The organism is Rhizobium sp. P40RR-XXII (assembly GCF_012641405.1).
GTDB lineage: Bacteria > Pseudomonadota > Alphaproteobacteria > Rhizobiales > Rhizobiaceae > Rhizobium.
In genome coordinates, this window is record NZ_JABAII010000007.1 from 340,033 (window position 1) to 363,776 (window position 23,744).

At 62.0% G+C, this 23,744-nt stretch carries 22 protein-coding genes; 12 read left to right on the top strand and 10 right to left on the bottom strand.

Features of this window, described 5'->3' with window-relative positions; all coding sequences use genetic code 11:
• Positions 1–3: 3 nt before the first annotated feature.
• Positions 4–1,212, bottom strand: a complete 1,209-nt coding sequence (locus HGP16_RS16375) for an acetyl-CoA C-acetyltransferase (RefSeq protein ID WP_168841069.1) — start codon at positions 1,210–1,212, stop codon at positions 4–6.
• Between the two features lie 95 nt (positions 1,213–1,307).
• Entirely contained in the window at positions 1,308–3,104 is a 1,797-nt protein-coding gene (locus HGP16_RS16380) for an acyl-CoA dehydrogenase C-terminal domain-containing protein (RefSeq protein WP_168841070.1), read from the bottom strand.
• 478 nt (positions 3,105–3,582) lie between these two features.
• On the opposite strand from HGP16_RS16380, the gene HGP16_RS16385 reads away from it, so the two are divergent.
• The 3 genes from HGP16_RS16385 (at position 3,583) to HGP16_RS16395 (ending at position 9,282) form a co-directional block, all read left to right on the top strand.
• Positions 3,583–7,263: a peptidoglycan-binding protein gene (locus HGP16_RS16385; protein WP_168841071.1), complete on the top strand. Its 3,681-nt coding sequence runs from the start codon at positions 3,583–3,585 to the stop codon at positions 7,261–7,263.
• A 289-nt stretch (positions 7,264–7,552) separates the two neighbouring features.
• Positions 7,553–8,476: a sulfite exporter TauE/SafE family protein gene (locus tag HGP16_RS16390; protein ID WP_168841072.1), complete on the top strand. Its 924-nt coding sequence runs from the start codon at positions 7,553–7,555 to the stop codon at positions 8,474–8,476.
• Entirely contained in the window at positions 8,473–9,282 is an 810-nt protein-coding gene (locus HGP16_RS16395) for a TIGR02186 family protein (RefSeq protein ID WP_168841073.1), read from the top strand. The genes HGP16_RS16390 and HGP16_RS16395 overlap by 4 nt, the downstream gene beginning before the upstream one ends.
• Here HGP16_RS16395 and HGP16_RS16400 read toward each other — a convergent pair whose 3' ends face one another.
• On the bottom strand, positions 9,283–9,786 hold the full coding sequence (locus HGP16_RS16400) for a helix-turn-helix domain-containing protein (protein WP_168841074.1): 504 nt from the start codon (positions 9,784–9,786) through the stop codon (positions 9,283–9,285). It lies immediately after the preceding gene.
• A 112-nt stretch (positions 9,787–9,898) separates the two neighbouring features.
• Between HGP16_RS16400 and HGP16_RS16405 the strand changes: the two genes are divergently transcribed.
• Positions 9,899–10,453, top strand: coding sequence for a dihydrofolate reductase family protein (locus tag HGP16_RS16405; protein WP_168841075.1), 555 nt, complete (start codon positions 9,899–9,901; stop codon positions 10,451–10,453).
• A gap of 1 nt (position 10,454) precedes the next feature.
• Here the strand turns inward: HGP16_RS16405 and pdeM are convergent, their stop codons facing one another.
• Entirely contained in the window at positions 10,455–11,198 is a 744-nt protein-coding gene (gene pdeM / locus HGP16_RS16410; protein WP_168841076.1) for a ligase-associated DNA damage response endonuclease PdeM, read from the bottom strand.
• Positions 11,199–11,262: 64 nt separating this feature from the next.
• Complete coding sequence (locus HGP16_RS16415; RefSeq protein ID WP_168841077.1) at positions 11,263–13,773, bottom strand: ligase-associated DNA damage response DEXH box helicase; 2,511 nt, start codon at positions 13,771–13,773, stop codon at positions 11,263–11,265.
• A 177-nt stretch (positions 13,774–13,950) separates the two neighbouring features.
• Between HGP16_RS16415 and HGP16_RS16420 the strand changes: the two genes are divergently transcribed.
• Positions 13,951–14,469 (top strand): Rrf2 family transcriptional regulator, encoded by a 519-nt coding sequence (locus tag HGP16_RS16420; protein WP_168841078.1) that lies wholly within the window; start codon positions 13,951–13,953, stop codon positions 14,467–14,469.
• Between the two features lie 16 nt (positions 14,470–14,485).
• The gene (locus HGP16_RS16425) at positions 14,486–14,947 is read left to right on the top strand and encodes a carboxymuconolactone decarboxylase family protein (RefSeq protein WP_168841079.1); all 462 of its coding nucleotides are present in this window, start codon (positions 14,486–14,488) and stop codon (positions 14,945–14,947) included.
• Between the two features lie 348 nt (positions 14,948–15,295).
• Here the strand turns inward: HGP16_RS16425 and HGP16_RS16430 are convergent, their stop codons facing one another.
• Complete coding sequence (locus tag HGP16_RS16430) at positions 15,296–16,336, bottom strand: glutamine synthetase beta-grasp domain-containing protein (protein ID WP_168841080.1); 1,041 nt, start codon at positions 16,334–16,336, stop codon at positions 15,296–15,298.
• A 446-nt stretch (positions 16,337–16,782) separates the two neighbouring features.
• Here HGP16_RS16430 and HGP16_RS16435 point away from each other — a divergent pair, with 446 nt between their 5' ends.
• Positions 16,783–16,974: a DUF2735 domain-containing protein gene (locus tag HGP16_RS16435; RefSeq protein ID WP_168841081.1), complete on the top strand. Its 192-nt coding sequence runs from the start codon at positions 16,783–16,785 to the stop codon at positions 16,972–16,974.
• Between the two features lie 24 nt (positions 16,975–16,998).
• Here HGP16_RS16435 and HGP16_RS16440 read toward each other — a convergent pair whose 3' ends face one another.
• Both HGP16_RS16440 and HGP16_RS16445 read right to left on the bottom strand, forming a co-directional pair.
• Positions 16,999–17,634: a YitT family protein gene (locus HGP16_RS16440; RefSeq protein WP_168841082.1), complete on the bottom strand. Its 636-nt coding sequence runs from the start codon at positions 17,632–17,634 to the stop codon at positions 16,999–17,001.
• A gap of 106 nt (positions 17,635–17,740) precedes the next feature.
• On the bottom strand, positions 17,741–18,685 hold the full coding sequence (locus tag HGP16_RS16445; RefSeq protein WP_168841083.1) for a methyltransferase domain-containing protein: 945 nt from the start codon (positions 18,683–18,685) through the stop codon (positions 17,741–17,743).
• Between the two features lie 166 nt (positions 18,686–18,851).
• On the opposite strand from HGP16_RS16445, the gene HGP16_RS16450 reads away from it, so the two are divergent.
• Genes HGP16_RS16450 through HGP16_RS16460 form a run of 3 tightly spaced genes read left to right on the top strand, consistent with a single transcriptional unit; the run spans position 18,852 to position 20,989 of the window.
• Complete coding sequence (locus tag HGP16_RS16450) at positions 18,852–19,118, top strand: DUF6460 domain-containing protein (RefSeq protein ID WP_168841084.1); 267 nt, start codon at positions 18,852–18,854, stop codon at positions 19,116–19,118.
• 1 nt (position 19,119) lies between these two features.
• Positions 19,120–19,623, top strand: a complete 504-nt coding sequence (locus HGP16_RS16455) for a CAP domain-containing protein (protein WP_168841085.1) — start codon at positions 19,120–19,122, stop codon at positions 19,621–19,623.
• 16 nt (positions 19,624–19,639) lie between these two features.
• Positions 19,640–20,989, top strand: a complete 1,350-nt coding sequence (locus tag HGP16_RS16460) for an MATE family efflux transporter (RefSeq protein ID WP_168841086.1) — start codon at positions 19,640–19,642, stop codon at positions 20,987–20,989.
• Here HGP16_RS16460 and HGP16_RS16465 read toward each other — a convergent pair.
• Both HGP16_RS16465 and HGP16_RS16470 read right to left on the bottom strand, forming a co-directional pair.
• Positions 20,965–22,053 carry a quinone-dependent dihydroorotate dehydrogenase gene (locus HGP16_RS16465; RefSeq protein WP_168841087.1) on the bottom strand — a complete coding sequence of 363 codons (1,089 nt, stop codon included), beginning with the start codon at positions 22,051–22,053 and terminating at the stop codon, positions 20,965–20,967. The genes HGP16_RS16460 and HGP16_RS16465 overlap by 25 nt on opposite strands.
• Positions 22,050–22,406, bottom strand: coding sequence for a DUF952 domain-containing protein (locus tag HGP16_RS16470; RefSeq protein ID WP_168841115.1), 357 nt, complete (start codon positions 22,404–22,406; stop codon positions 22,050–22,052). The genes HGP16_RS16465 and HGP16_RS16470 overlap by 4 nt, the downstream gene beginning before the upstream one ends.
• A gap of 105 nt (positions 22,407–22,511) precedes the next feature.
• Between HGP16_RS16470 and HGP16_RS16475 the strand changes: the two genes are divergently transcribed.
• On the top strand, positions 22,512–22,940 hold the full coding sequence (locus HGP16_RS16475; protein WP_168841088.1) for a hypothetical protein: 429 nt from the start codon (positions 22,512–22,514) through the stop codon (positions 22,938–22,940).
• A 138-nt stretch (positions 22,941–23,078) separates the two neighbouring features.
• Positions 23,079–23,744 carry a helix-turn-helix transcriptional regulator gene (locus tag HGP16_RS16480; RefSeq protein WP_168841089.1) on the top strand — a complete coding sequence of 222 codons (666 nt, stop codon included), beginning with the start codon at positions 23,079–23,081 and terminating at the stop codon, positions 23,742–23,744.

A 23,744-nucleotide genomic window follows, 5' to 3' on the forward strand; every position in this document is an offset into this window, starting at 1 on the left:
TCCTCAGACGCGTTCGACGATCGTGGCGGTGCCCATGCCGGCGCCGATGCAGAGTGTAACGAGCGCCGTGTTGAGATCGCGGCGCTCCAGCTCGTCCAGCACGGTGCCGAGGATCATCGCGCCGGTAGCACCGAGCGGATGGCCCATGGCGATGGCGCCGCCGTTGACGTTGATCTTGTCATGCGGAATCTCGAAAGCCTGCATGTAGCGCAGCACGACGGCGGCGAAGGCTTCGTTGAGCTCGAAGAGATCAATGTCGGCAAGCGACATGCCGCTGCGCTTCAGGAGCTTTTCGGTGACGTCCACCGGGCCGGTCAGCATCAGCGCCGGGTCGGAGCCGACATTGGCAAAGGCCTTGATACGGCCGCGCGGCTTCAGCCCCATGCTCTGACCGCCTGCCTTGGAGCCGAGCAGCACGGCGGCGGCGCCATCGACGATGCCCGAGGAATTGCCAGCGTGATGGACGTAGTTGATGCGCTCCACTTCCGGATGCGCCTGGATGCCGACGGCTTCGAAGCCGCCCATTTCGCCCGGCATCTGGAAAGACGGATTGAGCGAGGCGAGCGCCTGCATGTCCGTGCCGGGGCGCATGTGCTCGTCGCGGTCAAGAATGGTCAGGCCGTTGATATCCTCGACCGCAATGACGGAATTGTTGAAATAACCCTTCTCCCAGGCATTGGCGGCGCGCTTCTGGCTCTCGACGGCATAGGCATCGACGTCGTCGCGGGAGAAGCCGTATTTGGTGGCGATGAGATCGGCCGATACGCCCTGCGGCATGAAATAGGCCGGGAAGTTGACCGAAGGATCCATGAACCAGGCACCGCCGGACATGCCCAAACCAACGCGCGACATGCTTTCGACACCGCCGGCAATGACTATATCGTCAGCCCCTTGCGCGATCTTGGCTGCGCCGAAATTCACGGCATCGAGGCCGGAGGCGCAGAAGCGCGAGATCTGCATGCCGGGGGCCTTTGTGGAATAGCCTGCCTCGAAGGCGGCGCCCCTCGGAATGACGGCGCCGGCTTCCATGACCGGATCGACGCAGCCCATGATGATGTCGTCCACCGTCTCGGTATCGAGGCCGTTGCGGTCGCGGATCGCCTCCAGCGTCTTGGCGGCGAGGCGGACGGACGGCACTTCGTGCAGCGCCCCATCCTTCTTGCCCCGCCCGCGCGGCGTGCGCACATGGTCGTAAATGAAAACCTCGGTCATGTCTCATCTCCCTGCGGCGGCAAGCCGCCTTCGAACTCAGTATATAGCGACCAAAGCCGCGAATTCCCCTTCTCCCCTCGGGGAGACGGTAGAACTCAAAAAGCTTCCGCCGCCATTTCCATCATCGTGTCGGCGCCGGTTTCGATGCGGGTCTTACGCAATGCCGTTTCCGGCATGATGCGCTCCATGTAGAACCGCGCCGTGACAAGCTTGTTCTTCAGATAATCCTCGCGCGCGCTGTCGCCGTTCGCAAGGCCCGTCTGCGCCGCCTTTGCCATCTTCGCCCACATGTAGCCGAGGACGACGAGGCCGAAGAGATGCATGTAGTCGGTCGAGCCGGCGCCGGCATTGTCGGGCTTGGCCATAGCGTTCTGCATGAACCACATGGTCGCGGCCTGAACGTCGTTCAAGCCCTTCTTCAGATGCTTGGTGTAGAAAGCCATCTGCTCGTCGTTGCGGTTTTCCTCGCAGAAATCGCCAATCTCCTTGAAGAGCGCCATAACCGCCCGGCCGCCGTTCAGCGCCAGCTTGCGGCCGACGAGATCGAGAGCCTGGATGCCGTTGGCACCTTCGTAGATCATGGCGATGCGGGCATCGCGGACATACTGGCTCATGCCATGCTCTTCGATATAGCCATGGCCGCCGAAGACCTGCTGCGCCATGACGGCGTGTTCGAAGCCCTTGTCGGTCATGACACCCTTGAGGATCGGCGTCGCAAGGCCAAGGATATCGTCGGCCGACTGACGCTCCTTCTCATCAGGAGAGCGATGGGCGATATCGGACTTCAGCGCCGTCCAAAGCAGAAAGGCGCGGCCGGCTTCGTTGAAGGCGCGGATCGTCATCAGCGAGCGGCGGATATCGGGATGGACGATGATCGGATCGGCCTTCTTGTCCGGTGCTTTCGGGCCGGAAAGCGAACGGCCCTGGATGCGCTCGCGGGCATAGTTGGCGGCATTCTGATAGGCGATTTCAGCGACGGAGAGACCCTGCAGGCCAACGCCGAGACGCGCCTCGTTCATCATGACGAACATGGCGTTGAGGCCCTTGTTTTCGGCGCCGATCAGGAAGCCCGTGGCCTCGTCATAATTCATGACGCATGTGGCGTTGCCGTGGATACCCATCTTGTGCTCGATCGCGCCGCAGGAGACCGGATTGCGCGCGCCGAGCGAACCGTCTTGCTTGACGAGGAATTTCGGCACGATGAACAGCGAGATACCCTTGGTGCCTTCAGGCGCGCCTTCGATGCGGGCGAGGACGAGATGGACGATATTGTCAGTCATGTCGTGCTCGCCGGCGGAGATGAAGATCTTCTGCCCGGAAATCTTGTAGCTGCCGTCTGCCTGCGGCACCGCCTTGGTGCGCAGCAGGCCGAGATCGGTTCCGCAATGCGGTTCCGTGAGGTTCATGGTGCCGGACCAGGTGCCCTCGACCATCTTCGGCAGATAGGTCTGCTTCTGCGCGTCCGAACCGTGGACGAGGATGGCGGCGATCGCGCCCTGTGTCAGGCCCGGATACATCATCAGCGACATGTTGGCGGCGGAGGTATATTCGCCGACGGCGCAGTGCAGCACATAGGGAAGCCCCTGCCCGCCGAACACCTCCGGCACCGCCAGGCCGAGCCAGCCACCTTCGCGATAGGCGCGATAGGCCTCCTTGAATCCCTTCGGCGTCGAGACCGTGCCATCGTCATGGCGCACGCAGCCTTCCTGATCGCCGGAATAGTTGAGCGGGAAGAGCACTTCCTCCGACATCTTGGCCGCCTCGCCGACGATCGCCTCGATCATGTCGGGCGTGGCATCGGCATAGCCCGGGAGATTGTTATAGCGCTCCAGCCCGAGCACATCGTTCAGGACGAAGAGTGTATCGTTCACCGGGGCCTTATAGACTGGCATTTCTCGAATTCCTCCAATTCGCCGCCGGACCTCAGATTCCGGCCACTGGCTATCCTTACAAAATATTGACGTTTGCGTAAACGTCAAATTTCGAAAGGATGTTGAAATTTTGGTGAAGGCGATCGAGGGGATGGCTGATACCCACGCGCCGCGAACCCTATCCGGCAGCCTACATGTACTGCCTGCTCACAAGAATATCGGGCCGCGAGACAGCAGAACCGAAATAAAAGGTTAAGACTTCCCACAAACTTAACGAGTTGTTTACCACGTTTTGTAAATTGTACGAGTTGAGCGGCAGTGCTTCGCGCTTCTTCAACTTATCCTTTGAAGGCGCGCCGTTTTGCAGCTCGGTTTGAGGAAAGCCAATACATTTATCCCTTTCCGAACGGTGGGATGCAGGCGGTGCGGCAAAGCCACGACGTCTTCTTTCCGTCAGTATATTGGCCCGGGTGGTCCATAGTTCGAAGCGAGCAAAGATATGAGCGGATCGCGATCAAATCCTACCGGCACGGGCGACTGGGCGTCCCTGGATGCTCTGAGCCGCACGATCGAAGGGCTGGAAGCGCGCATCGAGGGGCTGATGGGTACGGCCGCCTCCCGCGACACGCGCCAGCATGCCGTCGCCGGCTATGCACCCGCGCCGGAACGCGCAGCAGCAGCGGAGCGGATGCCGCCGCGCGCCGAACGCGAGCAGCTCGCCAGCCGACCCTATGAACGCCCCGTGCGCAACGAACGTCCCGAGAGCGATCCTCGCTCCGATCCGCTTGCCGAGATCCGCCAGCGTCAACGCGCGCTGGAAGCAAACCGCGAACGGCTGCAGGCGCGCCGCGAGGACGTTGCGCATGCCGAGCCGCAGCCGGCGCGGCGTCTGCCCGATGCCTATGCCCAGCGCCAGCCGATGCGTCCTTCGGCTGAAAACTCCGTCGACATCGCACAGGCACTCGTCAACCTTCGCCAGGATTTGAAGCGCGACATCGCCGAGAGCGTGACCCGCGAGGTCGGCGCCTTGCGCGCCGAAATCCGCGATATTCGCGAAAATGCCGAGGACAAGCATTTCGTCGCCGATGTCCGCGAGGACATGGCCCGGCTCGCCGACAGCATCAACCAGCTCGCCGGTCAGCCGGAAACGGCGGGCCTGAAAGCCGAATTCGACGAGCTGCGCTCGCTGATGGACGGCCTCGCCCGCGAGGAATCCCTGCATCATGTCGGGCGCCAGGTGAAGGCGATCGATACGACGGGCCTGCAGGACGAGCTCGTTTCGCTTGCCTATCGCCTTGACGACATCAAGCAGCAGCTCGGCGGCATGAACGACAGCCCGGCCGTGCATGCGCTGGAAAACAAGCTGCTGACGATCGCGACCGCGATGGAGAGCCTCGGCTCCATGATGCAGCCGCAGGATCAGGCCATGCAGCGGCTGGAAGGCCGCCTGAGCGGCCTTGCCGACCAAATCGACCTGATGGGCCGCGATGCGGCGCGGCGCCAGCCGGCTGACGACCTTTCCGGCCGTCTCGAGGCGCTCGCCATGCGCATCGACGAGCTGGGCAGCGCCAAGGCCGTCGCCCGCCTCGAGGAACGCCTCGACCAGCTCTCGTATCTGATGGAGCACTCGCAGAAGGCGGCGCCGCAGCCCGAACTCGTCAGCTACCTCGCCGATATCTCCCACAAGATCGATGCACTGGAACATGGGTCCGTCGACAATGCGCTGGCGGACCGGCTGGACTACCTTGCCCGCCGCATCGACGAGATGGATTTCCATCCGCCGCTTCCGGCTGCCGGCATCGATGACGGCCTGGTTCGCCGGCTGGAGGGACGCCTCTCCGACATTGCGGCACGGCTGGAGGCCAGCACGGCCGCACCGCCCACGGATATGCAGGCGCTACGCAGTCTCGAAGAGCAGATCGCCAACCTCTCGACATTGTTGACGAACGAGCCACGGGCCATGGCCGATCGCATGACCTCGGATTTCGACCACCGGATGAGCGCGATCGAAGACTATATGGCGACCAATGACGAATATGTCATCGAGGCGGCACGCCATGCGGCGGAAGCCGTCGTCGAGGCCTATTCGCGCGGAGGCATGACGGGCAATGGCGTGCAGGCCGCCGACATGTCCGCGCTGGCGGCACTTGCCGAGGACCTTCGCCATCTCGAGGACATCAGCCGCGCCAGCGACGAGCGCACGCACCGCACCTTCGAAGCGCTGCACGATACGCTGCTGCAGATCGCCGACCGGCTCGACCACATGGAACATCGCAGGCCGGCGCCTCTGATGCCGGCCGCGGCATTCGAAAGCGACGTTTTCGCCCAAGAGGCTGCTCCGGCGATAAAGCCGCCGATGGCCGCGCAACAGCAGAAGGCTGGGCCGATCATCCGCACGGTCGCGTCTGCCGAAGCCACCATCTCCTCCGAAGCCGCCGTCGCACAGGCGACCGACGCCAATACGAAGGCTGAAATCAAGGCTGCCGCCAAGAGCGGCAAGACCAGCCTCTTCGCCAGCCTCGGCAAGCGCTTCTTCACGCCGGAAAAGGCCGAGCCGATCTTCCCGCCGGACCGTCCCGTGATCGAGCAGGCCCCATCGATCGATCCGGCCGACCTGATGCCCGGCGAAGAGGCCAACGAATTGCTGGAGCCGGGCTCCGGCGCACCCGATATCAAGAAGATTCTCGAGCGCGTACGCGCCAGCCAGAATGCGTCGCGCAGCGGAAATGCGCGTCAACCGACGGAAAACGAGCGGGCTGATTATATCGCGGCTGCCCGGCGCGCTGCACAGGCGGCGGCCATGGAAGTCGACCAGACGCAGCGCTCGGCTCCCGTCTCCAAGAAGGACGCGAAAAAAGGCGGGGCATTCTCGCGCTTCCGCCGGCCGATCCTGCTGGCCGTCGGCGCGGCACTTCTCGCCATCATGGCCTTCCCACTGGTCAACACGCTGACGCGCGGTCACAAGGCGCCTCCGCCTGCCGAAGTCTCCTCGATGATCGCGCCGCCGGCCAATGCCGCGGGCAGCAACGTCGTGGCGACGGTGAACCCGGCCGATAACAAGCTGCAGCCCGCAGTCAACCAGGCTGCAGCACCCGCAGGCTCGACCGAGACAACGGACACTCAAGCTGCAAGCGCGCCCGCCAATCCGGCGCCTGCACCCGCAAGCCATCACCTGACGGCAGCAGCGCCGCTCGACGGCAACCAGGCGGCAAGCGAGACCTTATCCCCTGCCGGCACCGCCGCACCCGCGCAGCAGACGGCTGCTTTCGTCCAGCCGGACAAGGCGGCCGCAGCTCCCGTTGCTGCCCCGGCGGCGCCGGAGATCGCGGTGCCCGACGGCATCCAGCCGCCATCGCTCGTCGCAGCCGCCAAATCGGCCGACCCTGTGGCGCTCTTCGAAATTGGCGCACGCTACACGGATGGACGCGGCGTCGCGGCCGACATGAAGCAGGCGGCAAGCTGGTATCAGCTTTCGGCCGAAAAGGGCTATGCGCCCGCGCAGTACCGCCTTGCCAGCATGTATGAGAAGGGCAACGGCGTCGATCGCGATCTCGTCAAGGCCAAGCAATATTACGGGCAGGCGGCCAATCAGGGCAATGCCAGCGCCATGCACAATCTTGCCGTCCTTTTTGCTTCGGGCACGGCCGGACCGCAGGACTATGATTCCGCCGCAAGCTGGTTTACCCGCGCCGCCGATCTCGGCGTCTCCGACAGCCAGTTCAACCTCGCGATCCTCTATGCACGCGGCAACGGCGTGAAACAGGACCTGCAGGAATCCTACAAGTGGTTTGCGATCGCCGCAAAGAGCGGCGACAAGGACGCCGCCCAGAAGCGCGATGAAGTTGCCAATGCGATGAAGCCGGCCGACCTCGAAAGCGCCCGCGCCAAGGTCGACCTTTGGAAGGTTCAGCCGGCCGATGCCAAGGCCAACGGCACCGACATTCCCGACGAATGGGCTACGGGCAAGGGCGTGAACACGGCCTCCATCGACATGAAGAAGGCCATCCGCAACATCCAGGCCATCCTCAACAAAAGCGGCTTCGACGCCGGTGCGCCGGATGGCGCCATGGGTGACAAGACGGTGGCCGCCCTGAAGAGCTTCCAGAAATCCGTGGGCTTGCCGGCGGACGGACGGGTGACCGATCAGGTGGTCAAGGAGCTTCTGGCCCGCAACAAGTAGGCCCGAGATCCTTTACGAAAAGCAGCTTATCGAACATGCCGGTGCGACCACACCGGCATGTTTCATTTGGCAGGGCTCGCGCAGCCTCACTCCACGTCATTCTTCCCCTCCGAGCGCAACGTCACAGAAATGCGAAAAAAGCCGCGCTAGAGTGAGCCCGGCTATTCGAAAACTGAAACGGCACGGCTTTTCCTAAGGCTCTGGCAAGGATTTCAGATTAGAATCCGCCGTTTAAAAGGGGAAAATGGTTCAGGCTCGGCCATCGGCCGCCTGTAGGTGGGAACAGCGCGTGACGATCTATCTGCCGATTGCAGAACTGTCGGTGAATATCCTCCTTATTCTCGGCATGGGCGCCGCCGTCGGGTTTCTTTCCGGCATGTTCGGCGTCGGCGGCGGCTTCCTCATCACGCCTCTCCTGATCTTCTACAATATCCCACCTGTTGTCGCGGTCGCCACCGGCTCCAACCAGGTCGTCGCCTCCTCGGTTTCGGGCGCGCTCACGCATTTCCGCCGCGGTTCGCTCGACCTGAAGCTGGGCGCGATCCTGCTTGCCGGCGGCCTGGTGGGCGCGACATTCGGCCTCTGGCTATTCGTCCTGCTGCGCCGGCTCGGCCAGATCGACCTGATCATTTCCCTGATCTACGTGCTGCTGCTCGGCACGGTGGGAACGCTGATGCTGTGGGAGAGCGTCAGGGCCATGCGCCGGGCGGCCGGCAAACTGCCGCCTTCGACCGGCAAGCCGCGCCACCACAACTGGGTGCAGCGGCTGCCGCTGAAGCTGCGGTTCAAGAAATCCAAGCTCTATCTCAGCGCCATCCCGGTGATCGGCCTCGGATTCTTCGTCGGCATGCTGACGCCGATGGGTATCGGCGGCGGCTTCATCCTCGTCCCGGCAATGATCTATCTGCTGCGCGTACCGACCAATGTCGTCGTTGGCACCTCGCTGTTCCAGGTCATCTTCGTGACTGCCTTTACCACCATCGTGCAGGCGGCCACCAATTATTCCGTCGACGTCGTCCTGGCCTTCCTGCTGATGGTGGCGGGGGTGATCGGCGCACAATACGGCGTGCGCGTCGGCCAGAGGCTGCGCGGCGAGCAATTGCGTGCCCTACTCGGCCTGCTCGTCCTGGCCGTCGGCCTTCGCCTGGCGATCGCCTTGGTGGTAACGCCGGCCGATTTCTATTCGGTCGTCATGGAGGGCGTGAGCCGATGAGAGGTTTCGGGCTGCTCATCGCCGTGACACTGCTGCTTGCGCCGCTTATGGCCCGAGCGCAGGTGATGCTCGACCAGCCGACGACCTCGACCACGGCGCGAGAGACGATGGAGATCGGCACCTCGACGAGCGAGATCGCCATCACTTCCGATTTCACCGGCGCCGATCTGACGATTTTCGGCGCCCTGTCCAATACCGACCAGCTGCTTCTGGCGATCGGCCAGTATGACATCGTCGTCGTGCTGGAAGGCCCGCGCGAAAACGCCACGGTGCGCCGGAAGGAACGGGTCTTCGGCATCTGGGTCAATACCCGTTCGATGACGTTCGAGCATGTGCCGGAAGCCTACTCGCTGTCGAGCACGCGCGCCGTCGATAATATCACCACACCGCTCGAACTCAGCGATCGCGGTATCGGCGTCGAGCATATTCCGCTGACGCCGCTCGGCTTCGTCGGCAATGTCGGGGATGTACCGGAATTCCGCAACGCCTTCCGGCGGCTGCAGAAGACAGGCGGCCTTTATGAAAGCGACCCGGCAGGCGTGCGCTTCGTCAGCTCCTCGCTGTTCAAGGCGACGCTCAGAATTCCCGCCGATGTGCCGAATGGCGTGCACACGGTGCGCGCCTACCTCTTCAAGAGCGGCAAGTTCCTGAGCGAGAAATCCTTACCGCTGCGCGTCATCAAAACAGGCATAGAACAGACCATTACCGATGCCGCGCACCAGCAACCGATCGCCTATGGCGTGTTCTCCGTGTTGCTGGCCCTCGTCACCGGATGGGGTGCGAGCTTCATGTTCCGGAAGAACTGATCAGCCGCTTTTCCTGCGATTGACGACTTCGAGATAGGCCTCGGTCAGCCGGCCGAGCACCGAAGGGGTGCCTGGCGGCAGCTCCTTGCCGAGATGCTTGACGCGCAGCTCGTCCATGAAATCCTCCCAGAGCGTCGAACCGCCATTCTCCAGAAGCTCCGCCCGGATCGACAGTTCCTCCGACACCGGAAGATGCTTGCGCCCCCAGGCGCCCATATGGGCAAAGAGCGGCACGAGATCGATCGCCATTTCCGTCAGGCTGTAGATGGCCTTCTGCTTGTGGGTCGGATCATCCCCACGGGTCAGCAGGCCGCGCTCCACCAGCCGCTTCAGGCGGTCGGCGAGGATATTGGAGGCGATCCCCTCCTGCGACTTCTGCAGCAGCTCGCGAAAATGCCGGCGATTGCCGAACATGATGTCCCTGATGACGATCAGGCTCCAGCGATCGCCGAGGATTTCCAGCGTCAGATTGATCGGGCAGCCGGAACGATGCAGCGCGTCCATAATGATCTCCAAAAACCACTTGCATTTTGCCATCAGTTTGACTAGCTTGCAACTACTTGCTTTTAGCAACCAGTTTTAATTATGACATGGTTATCAAAACGGAGGAAAAGTGATGAGGAAGCTTGTTATCTGGAATCTCATGACGCTCGACGGCTATTTCGAAGGAAACAAGCCCTGGGACCTCGATTTTCACATGCTCGCCTGGGGCGATGAGCTGGAACACTATGCGAAAGAGCTCGGCAAGGAAGGCGATCTGCTGATCTTCGGCCGCAAGACCTATGAAGGCATGGCCGCCTATTGGCCGACCGCGACGGAAACATCCGATATCGCCGCCTACATGAACGGCATCGCCAAGATTGCCGCCTCGCGGACGCTCGACAAGGCGGATTGGAACAATACCCGCGTCGTCGGTGACATTGTCACTGAAGTGAAGAAGCTAAAGGAAGAGCCTAGCAAGACCATGTTCGTCTTCGGCAGCGCCGAGGTGACGGATGTGCTCCTCAAGGCGGGGCTGGTGGACGAGCTGCGGATCTGCCTCGTTCCCGTCGTGCTGGGATCGGGCAATCCGCACTTCAAGCTGGCAGCCGAACAACGGCCGATGAAGCTCATCGACTCCACGCCCCTCAAGACGGGGGCCGTCATCCTGCGTTACGAACCCGCGAAGTAGCTTAGGCCGAGAGGTTGCCGAACCTTACGGAATAAATGCGGTCGCGGCCGAGCAGGTGGGCGATCAGGCTTTCCCGCTCGAAGAGGCCGGCCATGGCCTTATGACGAAGATCGAGGCCGCCGGTCATCACGCCAAAGGCTGGCATCAGCAGGCGGGCGCCATCCGTTGCGAAGCACGGGCGGCGCACCGATTTCTCCCGCCTCCGAACGGTGGCGGAGGGGTGCAGATGGCCGGCGATCTCGCCGGCCTGCCGCCCCACCCTCGGTTCATGGCGGAAGGTCAATCCGCTATAATGCATTTCGTCGACCGAGTGCCCAGGCAGATCGACCGTGCCGTCCGGATCGTGATTGCCGTTGATCCAGATCCATTCGCGGCCACGCGCCATATTGACGATGAGGCTGCGAAACTCTTCCGGCAGATGCCGCGAACCGACCCGGTCGTGGAAATTGTCACCGAGCGAGACGACGAGCTTCGGATCGTAGCGGGAGATGACGGCGGCAAGCACGGTCAGCGTCGCCAGCGTATCGTAGGGCGGCAGCAGCATGCCGCGACGGGCGAAGGCCGCGCCCTTTTCCAGATGCAGATCGGAGGCGACGAGAATGCCGCTATCCGGCAGATGGAGTGCACCCATCGGATCGCAGACGGCGGCCACGCCTTGAACGACGGTTTCGACGCCCGCGGCGAACGCACGTCCACCGGCGTCTTGGCCATTCAAGTCCCGCGCCAGCGCCAGCCTGTTGATCACGTCGGTCTATCCTCATTCGTCCGCTCGCACGGTGCCGCGCCGCCCATCGGCTCGGCATCATACTCTATTCCATCGCCTCGCGGATCAGATCGTCAGCCGCTTCGGCAAGCAGGACATCGTGAGCCTCGCCCGGCACCGGCACCTTGCCGATTTCCAGCATCACCGGCACGGCGAGCGGGGAAATATGGTCCAGCGCGCGATGGGTGATATGGCCCTTGATTCGCTTCAGCATATCCGCAAGACGGCCAATATCCAAAAGTCCGGTTGCCGCATCCTGCCTCGTCGCCTGCAGCAGAATATGGTCTGGCTCGTGGCTGCGCAGCACGTCGTAGATCAGATCGGCCGAGACGGTCACCTGGCGGCCCGTCTTTTCCTTCCCCGGATGCCGGCGCTCGATCAAGCCGGCTATCACGGCGCAATTGCGGAAGGTGCGTTTCAAAAGGAAGGATTCGTCGAGCCAGGCCTCGAGATCGTCTCCGAGCATATCCTCGTCGAAGAGGTCGGAAAGACTGAGCCGCCTGTTGGCGATCATCAGCCCCATATCCTCCAGCCCCCATATGCCGAGCGAATAATCGGTCGCGACGAACCCCATGGGCTTGGCGCCCGCCCGCTCCAGCCTCCGGGTCAGGAGCATGCCGAGCGTCTGGTGCGCCAGCCTCCCCTCGAAAGGATAGGCAACCATGTAGGCGCGGCTGCCGCGCGGAAAGGTCTCGATGAGAAACTCGTCGCGCTTTGGCAGCAGCGACTTGTCCTTCTGAATCTCCAGCCAGTCGCGCACCTGATCCGGAAGGCGGTGCCGGCGGTCGGGGTCGGCGATCATCGCCCGCACCTGATCGGCGAGATAGGTCGACAGCGGAAACTTGCCGCCGGCATAAGAAGGGATTTTCGGATCCAGCGAGAAGGCCTGCGAGGCCAGGCATTCGCTCTCGCGGATGCCTTCGAAGCGAAGCACCTTGCCGGAAAAGAGAAAGGTATCGCCGGGCGAGAGCTGCTCGACGAAATATTCCTCGACTTTGCCGAGCGGCGCACCGCCTCTTCCGAGCGAACCAAGCGCATTGCGCTTCACCATACGGATGTTCAGCATCGCTTCTTCGACTATCGTGCCGAGGTTCAGGCGATATTGCTGGGCGACCTGCGGATTGGAGACACGCCAGCGCCCGTCCGCCATCTTGCGGATGCGGGCATAGCGCTCATAGGTCCGGAGCGCATAGCCGCCGGTGGCGACGAAATCGACGATGCGTTCGAAGGTTTCCCAGGAGAGCTCGGCATAGGGGGCGGCGCTCTGCACCTCATCATAAAGTTCGAGCATATCGAAGGGCTCGGCGCAGGCCATGCCGAGCACATGCTGGGCGAGAACGTCGAGCGCGCCGACGCCGATCGCCGGCGTATCCTGCGCGCCGATATAGTTGGCGTCGAGCGCTGCCTGGCATTCCATCACCTCGAAGCGATTGGCCGGCACCAGAATCGCCTTCGACGGCTCGTCCATGCGGTGGTTGGCGCGGCCGATGCGCTGGGCAAGGCGGCTTGCACCCTTCGGCGCACCGACATGGATGACGAGATCGACATCGCCCCAGTCTATGCCGAGATCGAGCGTCGAGGTGGCGACGACGGCACGCAGCCGGTTCTCCGCCATGGCCGCTTCCACCTTGCGGCGCTGGCCGACATCGAGCGAGCCATGATGAAGCGCAATCGGCAGATTGTCGTCATTGGCCGACCATAGCTCCTGAAAGAGCATTTCGGCCTGCGAGCGCGTGTTGACGAAGAGCAGCGTCGTGCGATGCGCCTTCAGCTCGCGATAGATATCGGGGATCGCATATTTGGCGGAGTGGCCGGACCAGGGGATGCGCTCTTCCGTCGACAAGATCGAGATATCCGGCTTGGCACCGCCTTCGACGATGACGAGGCCGGCATGGCGCTCCTCCCCCGGCTGCTGCGCCGCCAGCCATTTCTGCAGGTCCATGGGGTCGGCAACCGTCGCCGAAAGGCCGATGGTCTGGACGCGGGGCGCCAGCCTGCGGATGCGAGCAAGGCCCAGCGACAGCATATGACCGCGCTTTGAGGTGACGAGCGAATGCAACTCGTCGAAGACGATGTATTTCAGATCCTTGAAGAAGCGCTCGGCTTCGCGATTGGCGAGCAGCAGCGCCACCTGCTCGGGCGTCGTCAGCAGGATATCGGGCGGATTGAGCTTCTGGCGCTGCCGCTTGCCGCTTGGCGTATCGCCCGTGCGGTTTTCGACCGACACCGGCAGGCCCATTTCCGAGACGGGCTTCATCAGGTTGCGCTCGATATCGACGGCGAGCGCCTTCAAAGGCGAAATGTAAAGCGTGTGGATGCCGGTGAAAGCCGAGCCCGGCGGGATCTTGCCGCGCCGGGTGATATCCGTCAGCGACGGAAGGAAGCCGGCGAGCGTCTTGCCCGCTCCGGTCGGCGCAATCAGCAGCGTGCTTTCACCCGCTTCGGCGCGGGCTAGCAATTCCAGCTGATGAGCGCGCGGCTGCCAGCCCTTTTCCGCGAACCAGCGGGTGAAGGGGGCAGGCAGGGCAAGGGGTCGGTCGGCGTCGATCTGGTCCACGGGCTGAATGTAGTTGAAATGTGGAGGATAGGAAGCGGGGGATTGGAGAAGCACGAGTACGAGTTAGACGTTCCTTTGCCAAGGCCGAGGATGACGGCGTGTCGGGACGTTCGCATTTCCAACTTGACTCCCATCATAATCACGGATAAAAATTATCCACGATTAGAGAGGCTGAAAATGAAGCTCGGAGACGGTGTCGAACAATCCATTCATTGCGTTGGCATGCTGGCGGGATTGTCCGATGGCGGCGTGCTTTCGGCAGCTGCCCTTGCGGAATTTCACGGCGTTTCGGTCAGCTATCTTCTGAAGCATCTGCAGGGTCTTTCGGGCGCCGGCATTCTCGACACCGTGCCGGGCCCGAAGGGCGGCTACCGGCTGGCGCGCAAGCCGGCGGCGATCAGCCTGCTTGACATCGTGCTGGCAGCGGAAGGTCCGGCGCCTGCCTTTCGCTGCGCCGAAATCCGGCAACGCGGACCAAATCCGCTGCCGGGACGTTACTTTACCAAGCCCTGCGGCATCAATGCCGCCATGCTGGCGGCCGAGCGCGTCTATCGGGCTGAACTGGCCAAAACGAGCATCGCCGACGTGCTGATCGATCTGACAGAGACGGATACGGACGGCGGCATAGCCGCGAGAGGCTGCGCCTTTCTCGCGCTTCATGAGCGCAAGACAAAAGCTGAACCTTCAAAAACTTGAACCCAAGGAGAAGACCATGCATCCTCGTTTCAATTTCGGAAAAGCCTCGCCCGAATCCTACAAGGCCGTCGTCGCGCTGGAAAATTTCGTCCAGTCCTGTGGACTCGAGCGCCGCTTCATCCACCTGATCAAGCTTCGCGCCTCGCAGATCAACGGCTGCGCCTACTGCGTCGACATGCATGTGAAGGAAGCCCGGCACGATGGCTTGAGCGAACAGTGGATCAACCTGATGTGCGTCTGGTGGGAATCGCCCGTCTATGACGACCGCGAGCGCGCTTTGCTGCGCTGGGTCGACTCCGTCACCAAGATTGCCCAGACCGGCATACCGGACGCCGATTTCGAGCCGCTGAAGCAGCATTTCAGCGAAGAGGAGATCGTCAAGATCACGGTAGCGATCGGCACGATCAATATCTGGAACCGCCTTGCCGTCGGCTTCCGCTCGCAGCATCCGTTGGATGCGGCCAGCAAGGCTGCTTGAGCCTACTTCTCTGAGCATGTTATGCCCAGAGCCCTCCCTTGAACGCCGTGATCCTCGGGCTTGACCCGAGGATCCAGGCACAGGGAGGTCAGCGCGGCAAAAACGCCGCCGGCGAGAGCGCATCCTTGATGCGATACACACCAAAAACCCTCTCACATGGTCGGTAGCTTGGGCGTGGATCCGTCGGGTCAAGCCCGAGAATGACGGACCGTGGGGGGTTAGCAGCGGAGGTCCAAGAGGGACTGAGCGACAGCCGCGCCTGATAAAATTCCAAAACGAAAAACGCGGGGCGAAGGCCCCGCGTCATTTATTGGCTCTCTCGTGCTTGGCAGGCAAGCATGAAAGCTATTAGGCAGCAACCGAGCCGAAGCCAGCTGTCGGAACTTCCGAGATGGTCTTCAGAACCTGCGAAGCGATCTGGTAGGGGTCGCCTTGCGAGTTCGGACGACGATCTTCGAGGTAGCCCTTGTAATCGTTCTTGACGAAGGAGTGGGGAACGCGGATCGAAGCACCACGGTCGGCAACGCCATAGCTGAACTTGTTCCACGGAGCCGTTTCATGCTTGCCGGTCAGACGCAGATGGTTGTCCGGGCCGTAGACGGAGATGTGGGCATCCAGGTTCTTGTCGAACTGAGCCATGAGGGCTTCGAAATAGGCCTTGCCGCCGACTTCGCGCATGAACTTGGTCGAGAAGTTGCAGTGCATGCCCGAGCCGTTCCAGTCGGTGTCGCCGAGCGGCTTGCAATGGAACTCGATGTCGATGCCGTATTTTTCGCACAGACGCAGCAGCAGGTAGCGTGCCATCCAGATCTGGTCGGCGGCCTTCTTGGAGCCCTTGCCGAAAATCTGGAATTCCCACTGACCCTTGGCCACTTCGGCATTGATGCCTTCGTGGTTGATGCCTGCTTCGAGGCAAAGGTCGAGATGCTCTTCAACGATCTCGCGGGCGACATCGCCGACGTTCTTGTAGCCGACGCCGGTGTAGTACGGACCCTGCGGAGCCGGGTAGCCGGATTCCGGGAAGCCGAGAGGACGGCCGTCCTGGTAGAAGAAGTATTCCTGCTCGAAGCCGAACCAAGCGTCTTCGTCGTCGAGGATGGTGGCGCGGCTGTTGGACGAATGCGGGGTAACGCCATCCGGCATCATGACTTCGCACATGACGAGCGCGCCGTTGGTACGGGCCGGGTCCGGATAGATCGCGACGGGCTTCAGCACGCAATCGGAACTGCGGCCTTCCGCCTGCATCGTCGACGAACCGTCGAAGCCCCAAAGCGGAAGCTGCTCGAGCGTCGGAAATGCGTCGAATTCCTTGATCTGCGTTTTACCGCGCAGGTTCGGTACCGGGGTGTACCCGTCGAGCCAGATATACTCGAGCTTAAATTTCGTCATTACGCACCTCATAACAGTTAATCAAGCGAAGTAGGAAAAACTTGGCCCGGCGCGCCCGCCGGAAAATTCCTCGCTACGAACGGCTGCTAGGGGAGATGCATTTGCCGTGCCAGATCGCCGGGAAATGCCGACGCGACCGTTAAAGATTTTGCACGTCTGCCGCTCTCCTACCGGTTTCAGCGAGCTAAACGCCGGATTTCCTTTCGAGTCGAAAACCGGGGAACTGCCGAAAGCTGCCAACTTGTCGCAGGCCCGCCGATTCGGCCTGGCCCGGAAAATCGGCAGCGCATACTAGAGTAACGCAATGTAATGGCGATGAAATTGCCTATAATTTCAACGTTCAGCATTTTTTTTGAGCAAAATGCTGAAATCCGCATTCGACTTTGTTATATATGAGCTGTCTCTTTAAGCGCGCCCGCTTAGACACCAAAAGGGAGAGACATCGAATGGCAATCAGTGCTCAAAGCGAAACGGCAAAGATCTATCAATTTCCCGTCAAGGCCCGCGCCACGGCGGCGAGCCAGCGCCCGAAGGTGAACCTTACCCCGGATATCGGCCCGACCATTGCGACGGCTGCATTCGACAGCTGGTATCACGAAGAGGCGATCACCGAGACCGATCCCGGCCGCAAGCAGTAAGGCACCCGTCCATTACAAGCCCAGTCACAGGGCGATGTAGCGATCCGAACGATGATTGATCGCGACGAAGAGGTTGAGCGCGATTGCCCCGATCACCGAGCAGATGACCACAAAGGGCGTGGTCACCGCCAAAGCGACCGCGAGCACGCATAGATCGATCGCAAGCTGCACCAGCCCTGCCCTGATGCCGAACCGCTCCTGCAGATAAATCCCGAGAATACCGACGCCGCCGAGGCTGGCGCGATGGCGATAGAGCGCAAGCAGCCCGAAGCCGAGCAGAATGCCGCCGAGGACCGCCGACCACAGCGCATTGATATGCGCGACATCGAAGAGGAGCGGCTGCAGGTTGGTCAGCAGCGAGGTCAGGGCGATCGCGACGAAGGTCTTGATGGTGAAGGCCGGGCCAAGCTGTTTCAGCGACAGATAGAAGAAGGGCAAGTTGACGACGAAGAAGGCCAGGCCGAAATTCACGCCGATCGCGTAATGCAGCAGAAAAGCGATGCCGGCGGTGCTGCCGGTCAAAAGACCGGCGCTGGAAAGGCAGAACAGCCCGAGCGACGAAATCAGGCTGCCGCAAATGATACCCTGAATGTCCTCGACCCACGAATGCCGGGTCGCGGATGTATTCCAGACGCCAAAAGCGCTCTTCGCGTTCGCCATGTGCTTTCCCCTGTGTTTCAAGGCTTTTTGCTGAAAACTCAGGCGATAAGCAAGCGAAAATACGTAAGTAATGCTGACCTATTTGAAATTCGCAAGATTCGAATAATCAAGCCGATTTACTGGTAATGAACAGAATGCCATGGACCGGTTTGCCGCCATCCATGCGAATGACGCTGCGGGTAAGATCCCGCACGACGAAGCCGTGATCGGCCAGCATTTCCCTTATATAGGCTTCCGAATGCGCAAACCTCAGCGAGTCGCGCAGCACATAGCCGTCCGGCTGCTGCGCATCCTCGACCGAGAAAGCGAAGACGGCGTCATCGGCGGAAAGCTTGCGCACAATCGCCATCACGCCATGCAGATTGCCCAGATACATCAGCACGTCGGCGGCGGTGATCAGATCGGCGCGGCCGGGCGCCAGCCCGGCATCGAAAACGCCTGACAGCTCCGGCTCCTGCGACAGGTCGGCCTGGCCGAGATGGTCGTAGACGCCCTTTTCAGCCGCCTTGGCCAGCATGCCCTTCGACAAATCGTAACCCTCAAGCAAATCGACATGGGCGCGAATTTCCGGACCGAGAAGGCCGGTACCACAGCCGAGATCGACGGCGAGGCGGAAATGTTTCGGAAGACCGGCGGTCTCGGCAATCAACGCCGCAAGCTTGCCGGGCACGCTATAGCCGAGCTTCCCGACAAGCGAGGTTTCGAAACGGTCGGCATAATCATCGAACAACCGCTCGACATAGAGGCTCGGCGGCTGGTCGGGTACATCGGCGCCGCCGAGAACCGCAAGCTTCAGGCGGGCGCCGAAGACGTCACCCGCATCCAGCGCCAGCACTTCGTTCAGCGCGGCGATCGCGCCCGGCGCATCGCCGGCCTTCTCGCGATAGGTTGCAAGCGTGAACCAGCCCGCTGCCCAGCGCGGCGCCAGCTCCAGCGCCTGCTCCATCAGCTCGGAAGCACTCGCCGGCTCGCCGCTTTCGGCAAGCATCTTCGCATAATCGGCACGGCGGTCGGCAATGACATCGCCGGAGGAAAGCTGGCTCGGCAGCATGTGTTTCATCCTGTTTGACGCTCGCCTTTGAACGCGGCCACAAAAAAACTCAAGTCCTATTTCAGGCAGACGCTTGTTTGAGATGCGCGCCTGGCAAAAGTGCTTGCGAGTCGCAGGCCCCGACCCTATCTCAAGCACCACCGACTGCCATCATGGAGACGTCTGCATGTCCGATCAGGTGAACAGATTCCTTGGCGACTCGCCCGGCCGCACGCTGGTGAAGCTCATCATCGTGTCGCTCGTCGTCGGCTTCGTGATGAAGTTCTTCGGCTGGCGGCCGCTCGATTTCCTCTATGGCGTCCGCCGCTTCTTCCTCGACCTCTGGCACAGCGGTTTCGCTGCGCTCGGCGAGTTCGGCGATTATGTGCTGCTCGGCGCATCCATCGTCATTCCCATCTTTATCATCCTTCGTCTGTTCAATTATCGCCGCTGACATGACCTCCCAGACACTGACCTACACGCGCCGCGATGCGCTGCGCCTCGCCGCCCTTGCGCTCACCGCATCCGTCGCCAGCTGCGCCACGCCGCCTGCCCGGGTTTCCAATATCCCGGCCAGCGACCAAACCGCTTCGGCCCTGCCACTTGTCAATGCGCTTCGCGCCAAGAACGGCCTGCCGCCATTGAGGATCGATAGCGCCGCCAGCACCGCCGCCGTCTATCAGGCGCGGCGCATGGCCAATGCCGGCAAGATGGAACACCTGATCGGTATCGGCGACGATTTCGGCAAGCGCGTCAAGGCAAGCGGCGTCAAGCTGCCGGCAGCGGAGAACATCGCCGAAGGCCAGCACGACGTGAGCGCCGCGGTGACGGCCTGGATCAATTCGCCGAAGCATTTGCACAACATGCTCGGCAAATATGACGGCCTCGGCGTCGCTCTTGCCTATACCCCCTCTTCCGGTGACAGGCCCTATTGGTCCATGGTGCTTTCCTCGAACTGAGGAGGCGTAAGGTAACATGGATGTCCAGCAGAGGAGCGTAAGGGTCCTGCCCTTCGACGTGACGCATCGGCTTGTGCTGTCAATCGCGCTTCCGATGACGCTCGGCTTCATGACGACACCCCTGCTCGGTCTGGTCGACACGGCCGTCGTCGGCCACATGGGTCAGGCAGACGCCTTGGCGGGGCTTGCGATCGGTGCGGTGCTCTTCGATCTCATTTTCGCAAGCTTCAATTTTCTGCGCGCCTCGACGACGGGACTGACCGCCCAGGCCTATGGCCGCCACGATAAGCACGAACAGCAGGCCGTCTTCTGGCGCGCCCTGATCTCGGCGCTCGGCTGCGGCCTCCTGATCGTCCTTCTGTCGCCCCTCCTGCTCTGGCTCGGCATCACGCTGATGGGGCCGCAAGGCGGCATCGCCGAGGCAACGCGGACCTATTTCTCCATCCGCATGCTTTCGGGGCCGGCAGCCCTTGCCAATTACGCGCTGCTCGGCTTCGTGCTTGGCCGCGGCCAGGGCCGCATCGGGCTACTGCTGCAGACGGTCATTAATGGCGTCAATATCGTGCTCGCCGTGCTGCTTGGCCTCTGGCTCGGCTGGGGTGTGGCCGGCGTTGCCTGGGGCACGCTGATCGGCGAAGCGAGCGGCATGCTGCTGGGGCTTGGAATCGTATTGCGCGGCTTTGCCGGCGAGGATCGCCCACCGCGGGCGGAATTGTTCTCACGCGCCAAGCTCACGCAACTGTTCGCGCTCAACCGCGATATCCTGATCCGGACCTTCGTGCTTATCGGCGCCTTCACGCTGATGACGCGCATCGGCAACAGCTTCGGCGCCGTGATGCTGGCCGCCAATGCGGTGCTGATGAACTTCTTTCTGCTGTCGGGCTATTATCTCGATGGGCTGGCGAATGCCGCAGAGCAGATCACCGGCCGCGCGATCGGCGCCAATTATCGGCCGGCCTTCGAGCGCGGGCTGAAGCTGACCGGGCTTTGGTCCTTCGGGCTGGCGCTTGCCGCCGCCATCTTCTTCTTCACCGTCGGCCCTACCCTGATCCGCCTGCTGACCACCTCTGAAGAGGTCCGCGTTGCGGCCGGAACCTACCTTCCCTGGGCGGCGATCACAGGCTTGACCGGCGCGCTCGCCTTCCTGATGGATGGGGTCTTCATCGGCGCCACATGGTCGCGCGAGATGCGCAACAAGATGCTGCTCTCCTTCGGCGGCTATCTGATGGCGCTGGCCGTCTTCGTGCCGACGCTCGGCAATCATGGCCTCTGGATGGCCATGAACGCCTTCCTGCTGTTTCGCGGCATCTTCCTGGCCATGGGCTTGAAGAAGCGGGCCGATCAGACGTTCCGGTTCGCCCAGTAATCCAATCTGGTATCGCGCAGGTCGCGGATCGAACCGGCACGCTCGCGATCGAGCAGCTTCGAGAGATCCGTAACGATCCGGCCCGGCAATCCCGGCCCCTCGTAGACCATGCAGGAATAGAGCTGCACGAGATCGGCGCCGGCCTTGATCTTTTCCAGCGCGGTCTCCGCCGACGACACGCCGCCAACGCCGATGATCGGCAGCGCCGCGCCCACGCGGCGGCGCATCTTGGCCAGCACCGCGGTCGATTTTTCAAAGACCGGCTTCCCGGAAAGACCGCCGGCCTCCTTGGCCTGTCGCTGGTCCTTCAACCCGTCGCGCGAAAGCGTGGTGTTGGAGACAATCAGACCGTCGAGCCCGTGAGACAAGGCTTCGGCGGCGATATCGTCCATGCCCTCCTCGGTCAGATCCGGCGCGATCTTAAGGAAGACGGGGATACGTTTACCGGCCTTTACCGCTTCCTCGTCGCGGGCCGCAAGTACGGCCGACAAGAGGGCCGACAGGCTTTCGCGCGCCTGCAGATCGCGCAGGCCCGGCGTATTCGGCGAGGAAATATTGGCCGTAAAATAACGCGCCACGGAATAGAAGCGGCGGATGCCGGCGACGTAATCGGCGATACGGTCGGCGCTATCCTTGTTGGCGCCGATATTGACGCCGATGATGCCGTTGCCGCGAATCGTCTTTAGGCGCTGAAACGCTGCTTCATGACCCTCATTGTTGAAGCCGAGGCGGTTGATGACGCCCTCGTCCTCGACCAGGCGGAAGATGCGCGGGCGCGAATTGCCTGACTGCGGCTTCGGCGTCACCGTACCGATCTCGGTGAAACCGAAACCGAGCTTCAGCAATGCCTCCGGCACCTCTGCATTCTTGTCATAGCCGGCCGCCATGCCGATGGGATTGGCAAAATCGAGGCCGGCCACGGTCAGGCGCAGGCGGGGATCGGTGCTGACGCGGCAGGCCGGTACGAGGCCGGATTTCAGCGCCGCTATCGACATGCCGTGCGCCGTTTCCGGATCGAACAGGAACAGGCCGCGCCGGCCGAGATCACGAAAGGCGCCGATCATTCCGCCATCTCCGGAAAGACGTGCGCGCCATCGTCGCCAATTGGCAGCGGCTTTTCCCAGAGCACGGCCGAAAGCGGCAGCGGCGCATAGAGATGCGGGAAGAGATCGCCGCCGCGCGAGGGTTCGAACACCAGCTTGTCGCCGAGCGCGTCGCCGTCGATCGCCACCAGCAATAGGCCGGTCTGCCCCGTGAAATAAAGCTCCGCGGTTTTCTTTGCCTGCTTCGCGGTAGAGAAATGAATGAAGCCGTCGGTCAGATCGATCGCCGCGCCATGAAAAACGCCGGTTTGTCTGGCTTGCTGCCAGAGCGTGTCCGGCACGATCTTGTAAACCACTGGCATGGCAGTCATCATCCCCATGTAAAGCTGTCCTGATAGGGCTTTGCACGAAAACGGCAGCCCATGTCCACGGTTTCCGTAATGGATTTAGGATTTAACGCAGAAAATCCGGAGGATGACATGACGAAGGAACTGAAAATCGGTCTAGCGGCCATGCTGATGCCCGCTGCTTTTCTTCTGTCCACGCCGGCTCTTTCAGCCGAACCTGACGCGGCGCGCTTTCAGCTTGAGCGCAGCGGCGATCATTTCATCCGCCTCGACAAGCAGACGGGCGCCATGTCCATTTGCCAGGACCAGGGCGGCAATCTCGTCTGCCGCATGGCCGCCGACGAGCGCGCCGCCTATGACGACGAACTCGACCGCCTCGCCGATCGCGTGACGAAGCTGGAAAAGACGGTCGCTTCGGACAAGGGATCGAGCCTGCCCAGTGACGCCGAGGTCGACCGCACGCTCGGCATCATGCAGAAATTCATGCGCGGCTTCATGGGCATGGCGAAGGAATTCCAAAACGAGCAGCCGGACACCAAGCCGCAGCCGCAGAAGACCTGAAGCCGGCAAAAGGCCGCATGGTGAAAGCACGGGATAAAGGATCCTATTCCTATGCCGGCCTTTACTCGCCAACATGCCTCGGTTAACCTTTTGAAGAGTTGAGCGCCGGGCGAGCCGGCGCACGGATCCTGAGCGGCAATGCTGTCACACGAGCAGATATGGGGTGCGATCGACCGGCTTGCCGAGCGGCATGCCTTGACCCCTTCAGGCCTCGCACGCCGCGCCGGACTTGACGCCACTTCCTTCAACAAGTCGAAGCGATTGAGCCAGGACGGGCGCCTGCGCTGGCCGTCGACGGAATCGATCGCCAAGGTGCTGGATGCGACCGGAGCCAGCTTAGATCAGTTCCTGAGCTTCATCCGACCAGGCGAACCGTCGGGCACCAAGACAATGCACGGGATTTCGCCGGCTGGAAATGCCATACCGCTGATCGGCTTTGCCCAGGCGGGCGCCGGCGGCTTCTTCGACGACGGCGGCTTTCCGGCCGGTCAGGGCTGGGACATGGTGGAATTTCCCGTTGCGGCCGGGCAGAGGGCTGGTGTCTATGCGCTCGAGGTCCAGGGCGAAAGCATGTTGCCGCTCTATCGCGACGGGGATATTCTGATCGTCGAGCCAGGCGCTCAGATCAGGAAAAATGACCGTGTCGTTGTGAAGACCCGCGAGGGTGAGGTTATGGCCAAGGTCCTGCTGCGGCAGAGCGCGAAGTCGATAGAACTCCTGTCGCTCAACTCCGAACACCCCAACCGCAGCTTCGATCTTGCGGATGTGGAATGGATTGCCCGGATCATATGGGCCAGCCAATAG

Excerpts from the sequence above, each read along its gene's own strand:
- HGP16_RS16375 (WP_168841069.1), bottom strand. The coding sequence starts at position 1,212 with ATGACCGAGGTTTTCATTTACGACCATGTGCGCACGCCGCGCGGGCGG.
- HGP16_RS16380 (WP_168841070.1), bottom strand. The coding sequence starts at position 3,104 with ATGCCAGTCTATAAGGCCCCGGTGAACGATACACTCTTCGTCCTGAAC.
- HGP16_RS16385 (WP_168841071.1), top strand. The coding sequence starts at position 3,583 with ATGAGCGGATCGCGATCAAATCCTACCGGCACGGGCGACTGGGCGTCC.
- HGP16_RS16395 (WP_168841073.1), top strand. The coding sequence starts at position 8,473 with ATGAGAGGTTTCGGGCTGCTCATCGCCGTGACACTGCTGCTTGCGCCG.
- HGP16_RS16400 (WP_168841074.1), bottom strand. The coding sequence starts at position 9,786 with ATGGACGCGCTGCATCGTTCCGGCTGCCCGATCAATCTGACGCTGGAA.
- HGP16_RS16405 (WP_168841075.1), top strand. The coding sequence starts at position 9,899 with ATGAGGAAGCTTGTTATCTGGAATCTCATGACGCTCGACGGCTATTTC.
- HGP16_RS16420 (WP_168841078.1), top strand. The coding sequence starts at position 13,951 with ATGAAGCTCGGAGACGGTGTCGAACAATCCATTCATTGCGTTGGCATG.
- HGP16_RS16425 (WP_168841079.1), top strand. The coding sequence starts at position 14,486 with ATGCATCCTCGTTTCAATTTCGGAAAAGCCTCGCCCGAATCCTACAAG.
- HGP16_RS16430 (WP_168841080.1), bottom strand. The coding sequence starts at position 16,336 with ATGACGAAATTTAAGCTCGAGTATATCTGGCTCGACGGGTACACCCCG.
- HGP16_RS16435 (WP_168841081.1), top strand. The coding sequence starts at position 16,783 with ATGGCAATCAGTGCTCAAAGCGAAACGGCAAAGATCTATCAATTTCCC.
- HGP16_RS16440 (WP_168841082.1), bottom strand. The coding sequence starts at position 17,634 with ATGGCGAACGCGAAGAGCGCTTTTGGCGTCTGGAATACATCCGCGACC.
- HGP16_RS16445 (WP_168841083.1), bottom strand. The coding sequence starts at position 18,685 with ATGCTGCCGAGCCAGCTTTCCTCCGGCGATGTCATTGCCGACCGCCGT.
- HGP16_RS16450 (WP_168841084.1), top strand. The coding sequence starts at position 18,852 with ATGTCCGATCAGGTGAACAGATTCCTTGGCGACTCGCCCGGCCGCACG.
- HGP16_RS16455 (WP_168841085.1), top strand. The coding sequence starts at position 19,120 with ATGACCTCCCAGACACTGACCTACACGCGCCGCGATGCGCTGCGCCTC.
- HGP16_RS16460 (WP_168841086.1), top strand. The coding sequence starts at position 19,640 with ATGGATGTCCAGCAGAGGAGCGTAAGGGTCCTGCCCTTCGACGTGACG.
- HGP16_RS16465 (WP_168841087.1), bottom strand. The coding sequence starts at position 22,053 with ATGATCGGCGCCTTTCGTGATCTCGGCCGGCGCGGCCTGTTCCTGTTC.
- HGP16_RS16470 (WP_168841115.1), bottom strand. The coding sequence starts at position 22,406 with ATGATGACTGCCATGCCAGTGGTTTACAAGATCGTGCCGGACACGCTC.
- HGP16_RS16475 (WP_168841088.1), top strand. The coding sequence starts at position 22,512 with ATGACGAAGGAACTGAAAATCGGTCTAGCGGCCATGCTGATGCCCGCT.
- HGP16_RS16480 (WP_168841089.1), top strand. The coding sequence starts at position 23,079 with ATGCTGTCACACGAGCAGATATGGGGTGCGATCGACCGGCTTGCCGAG.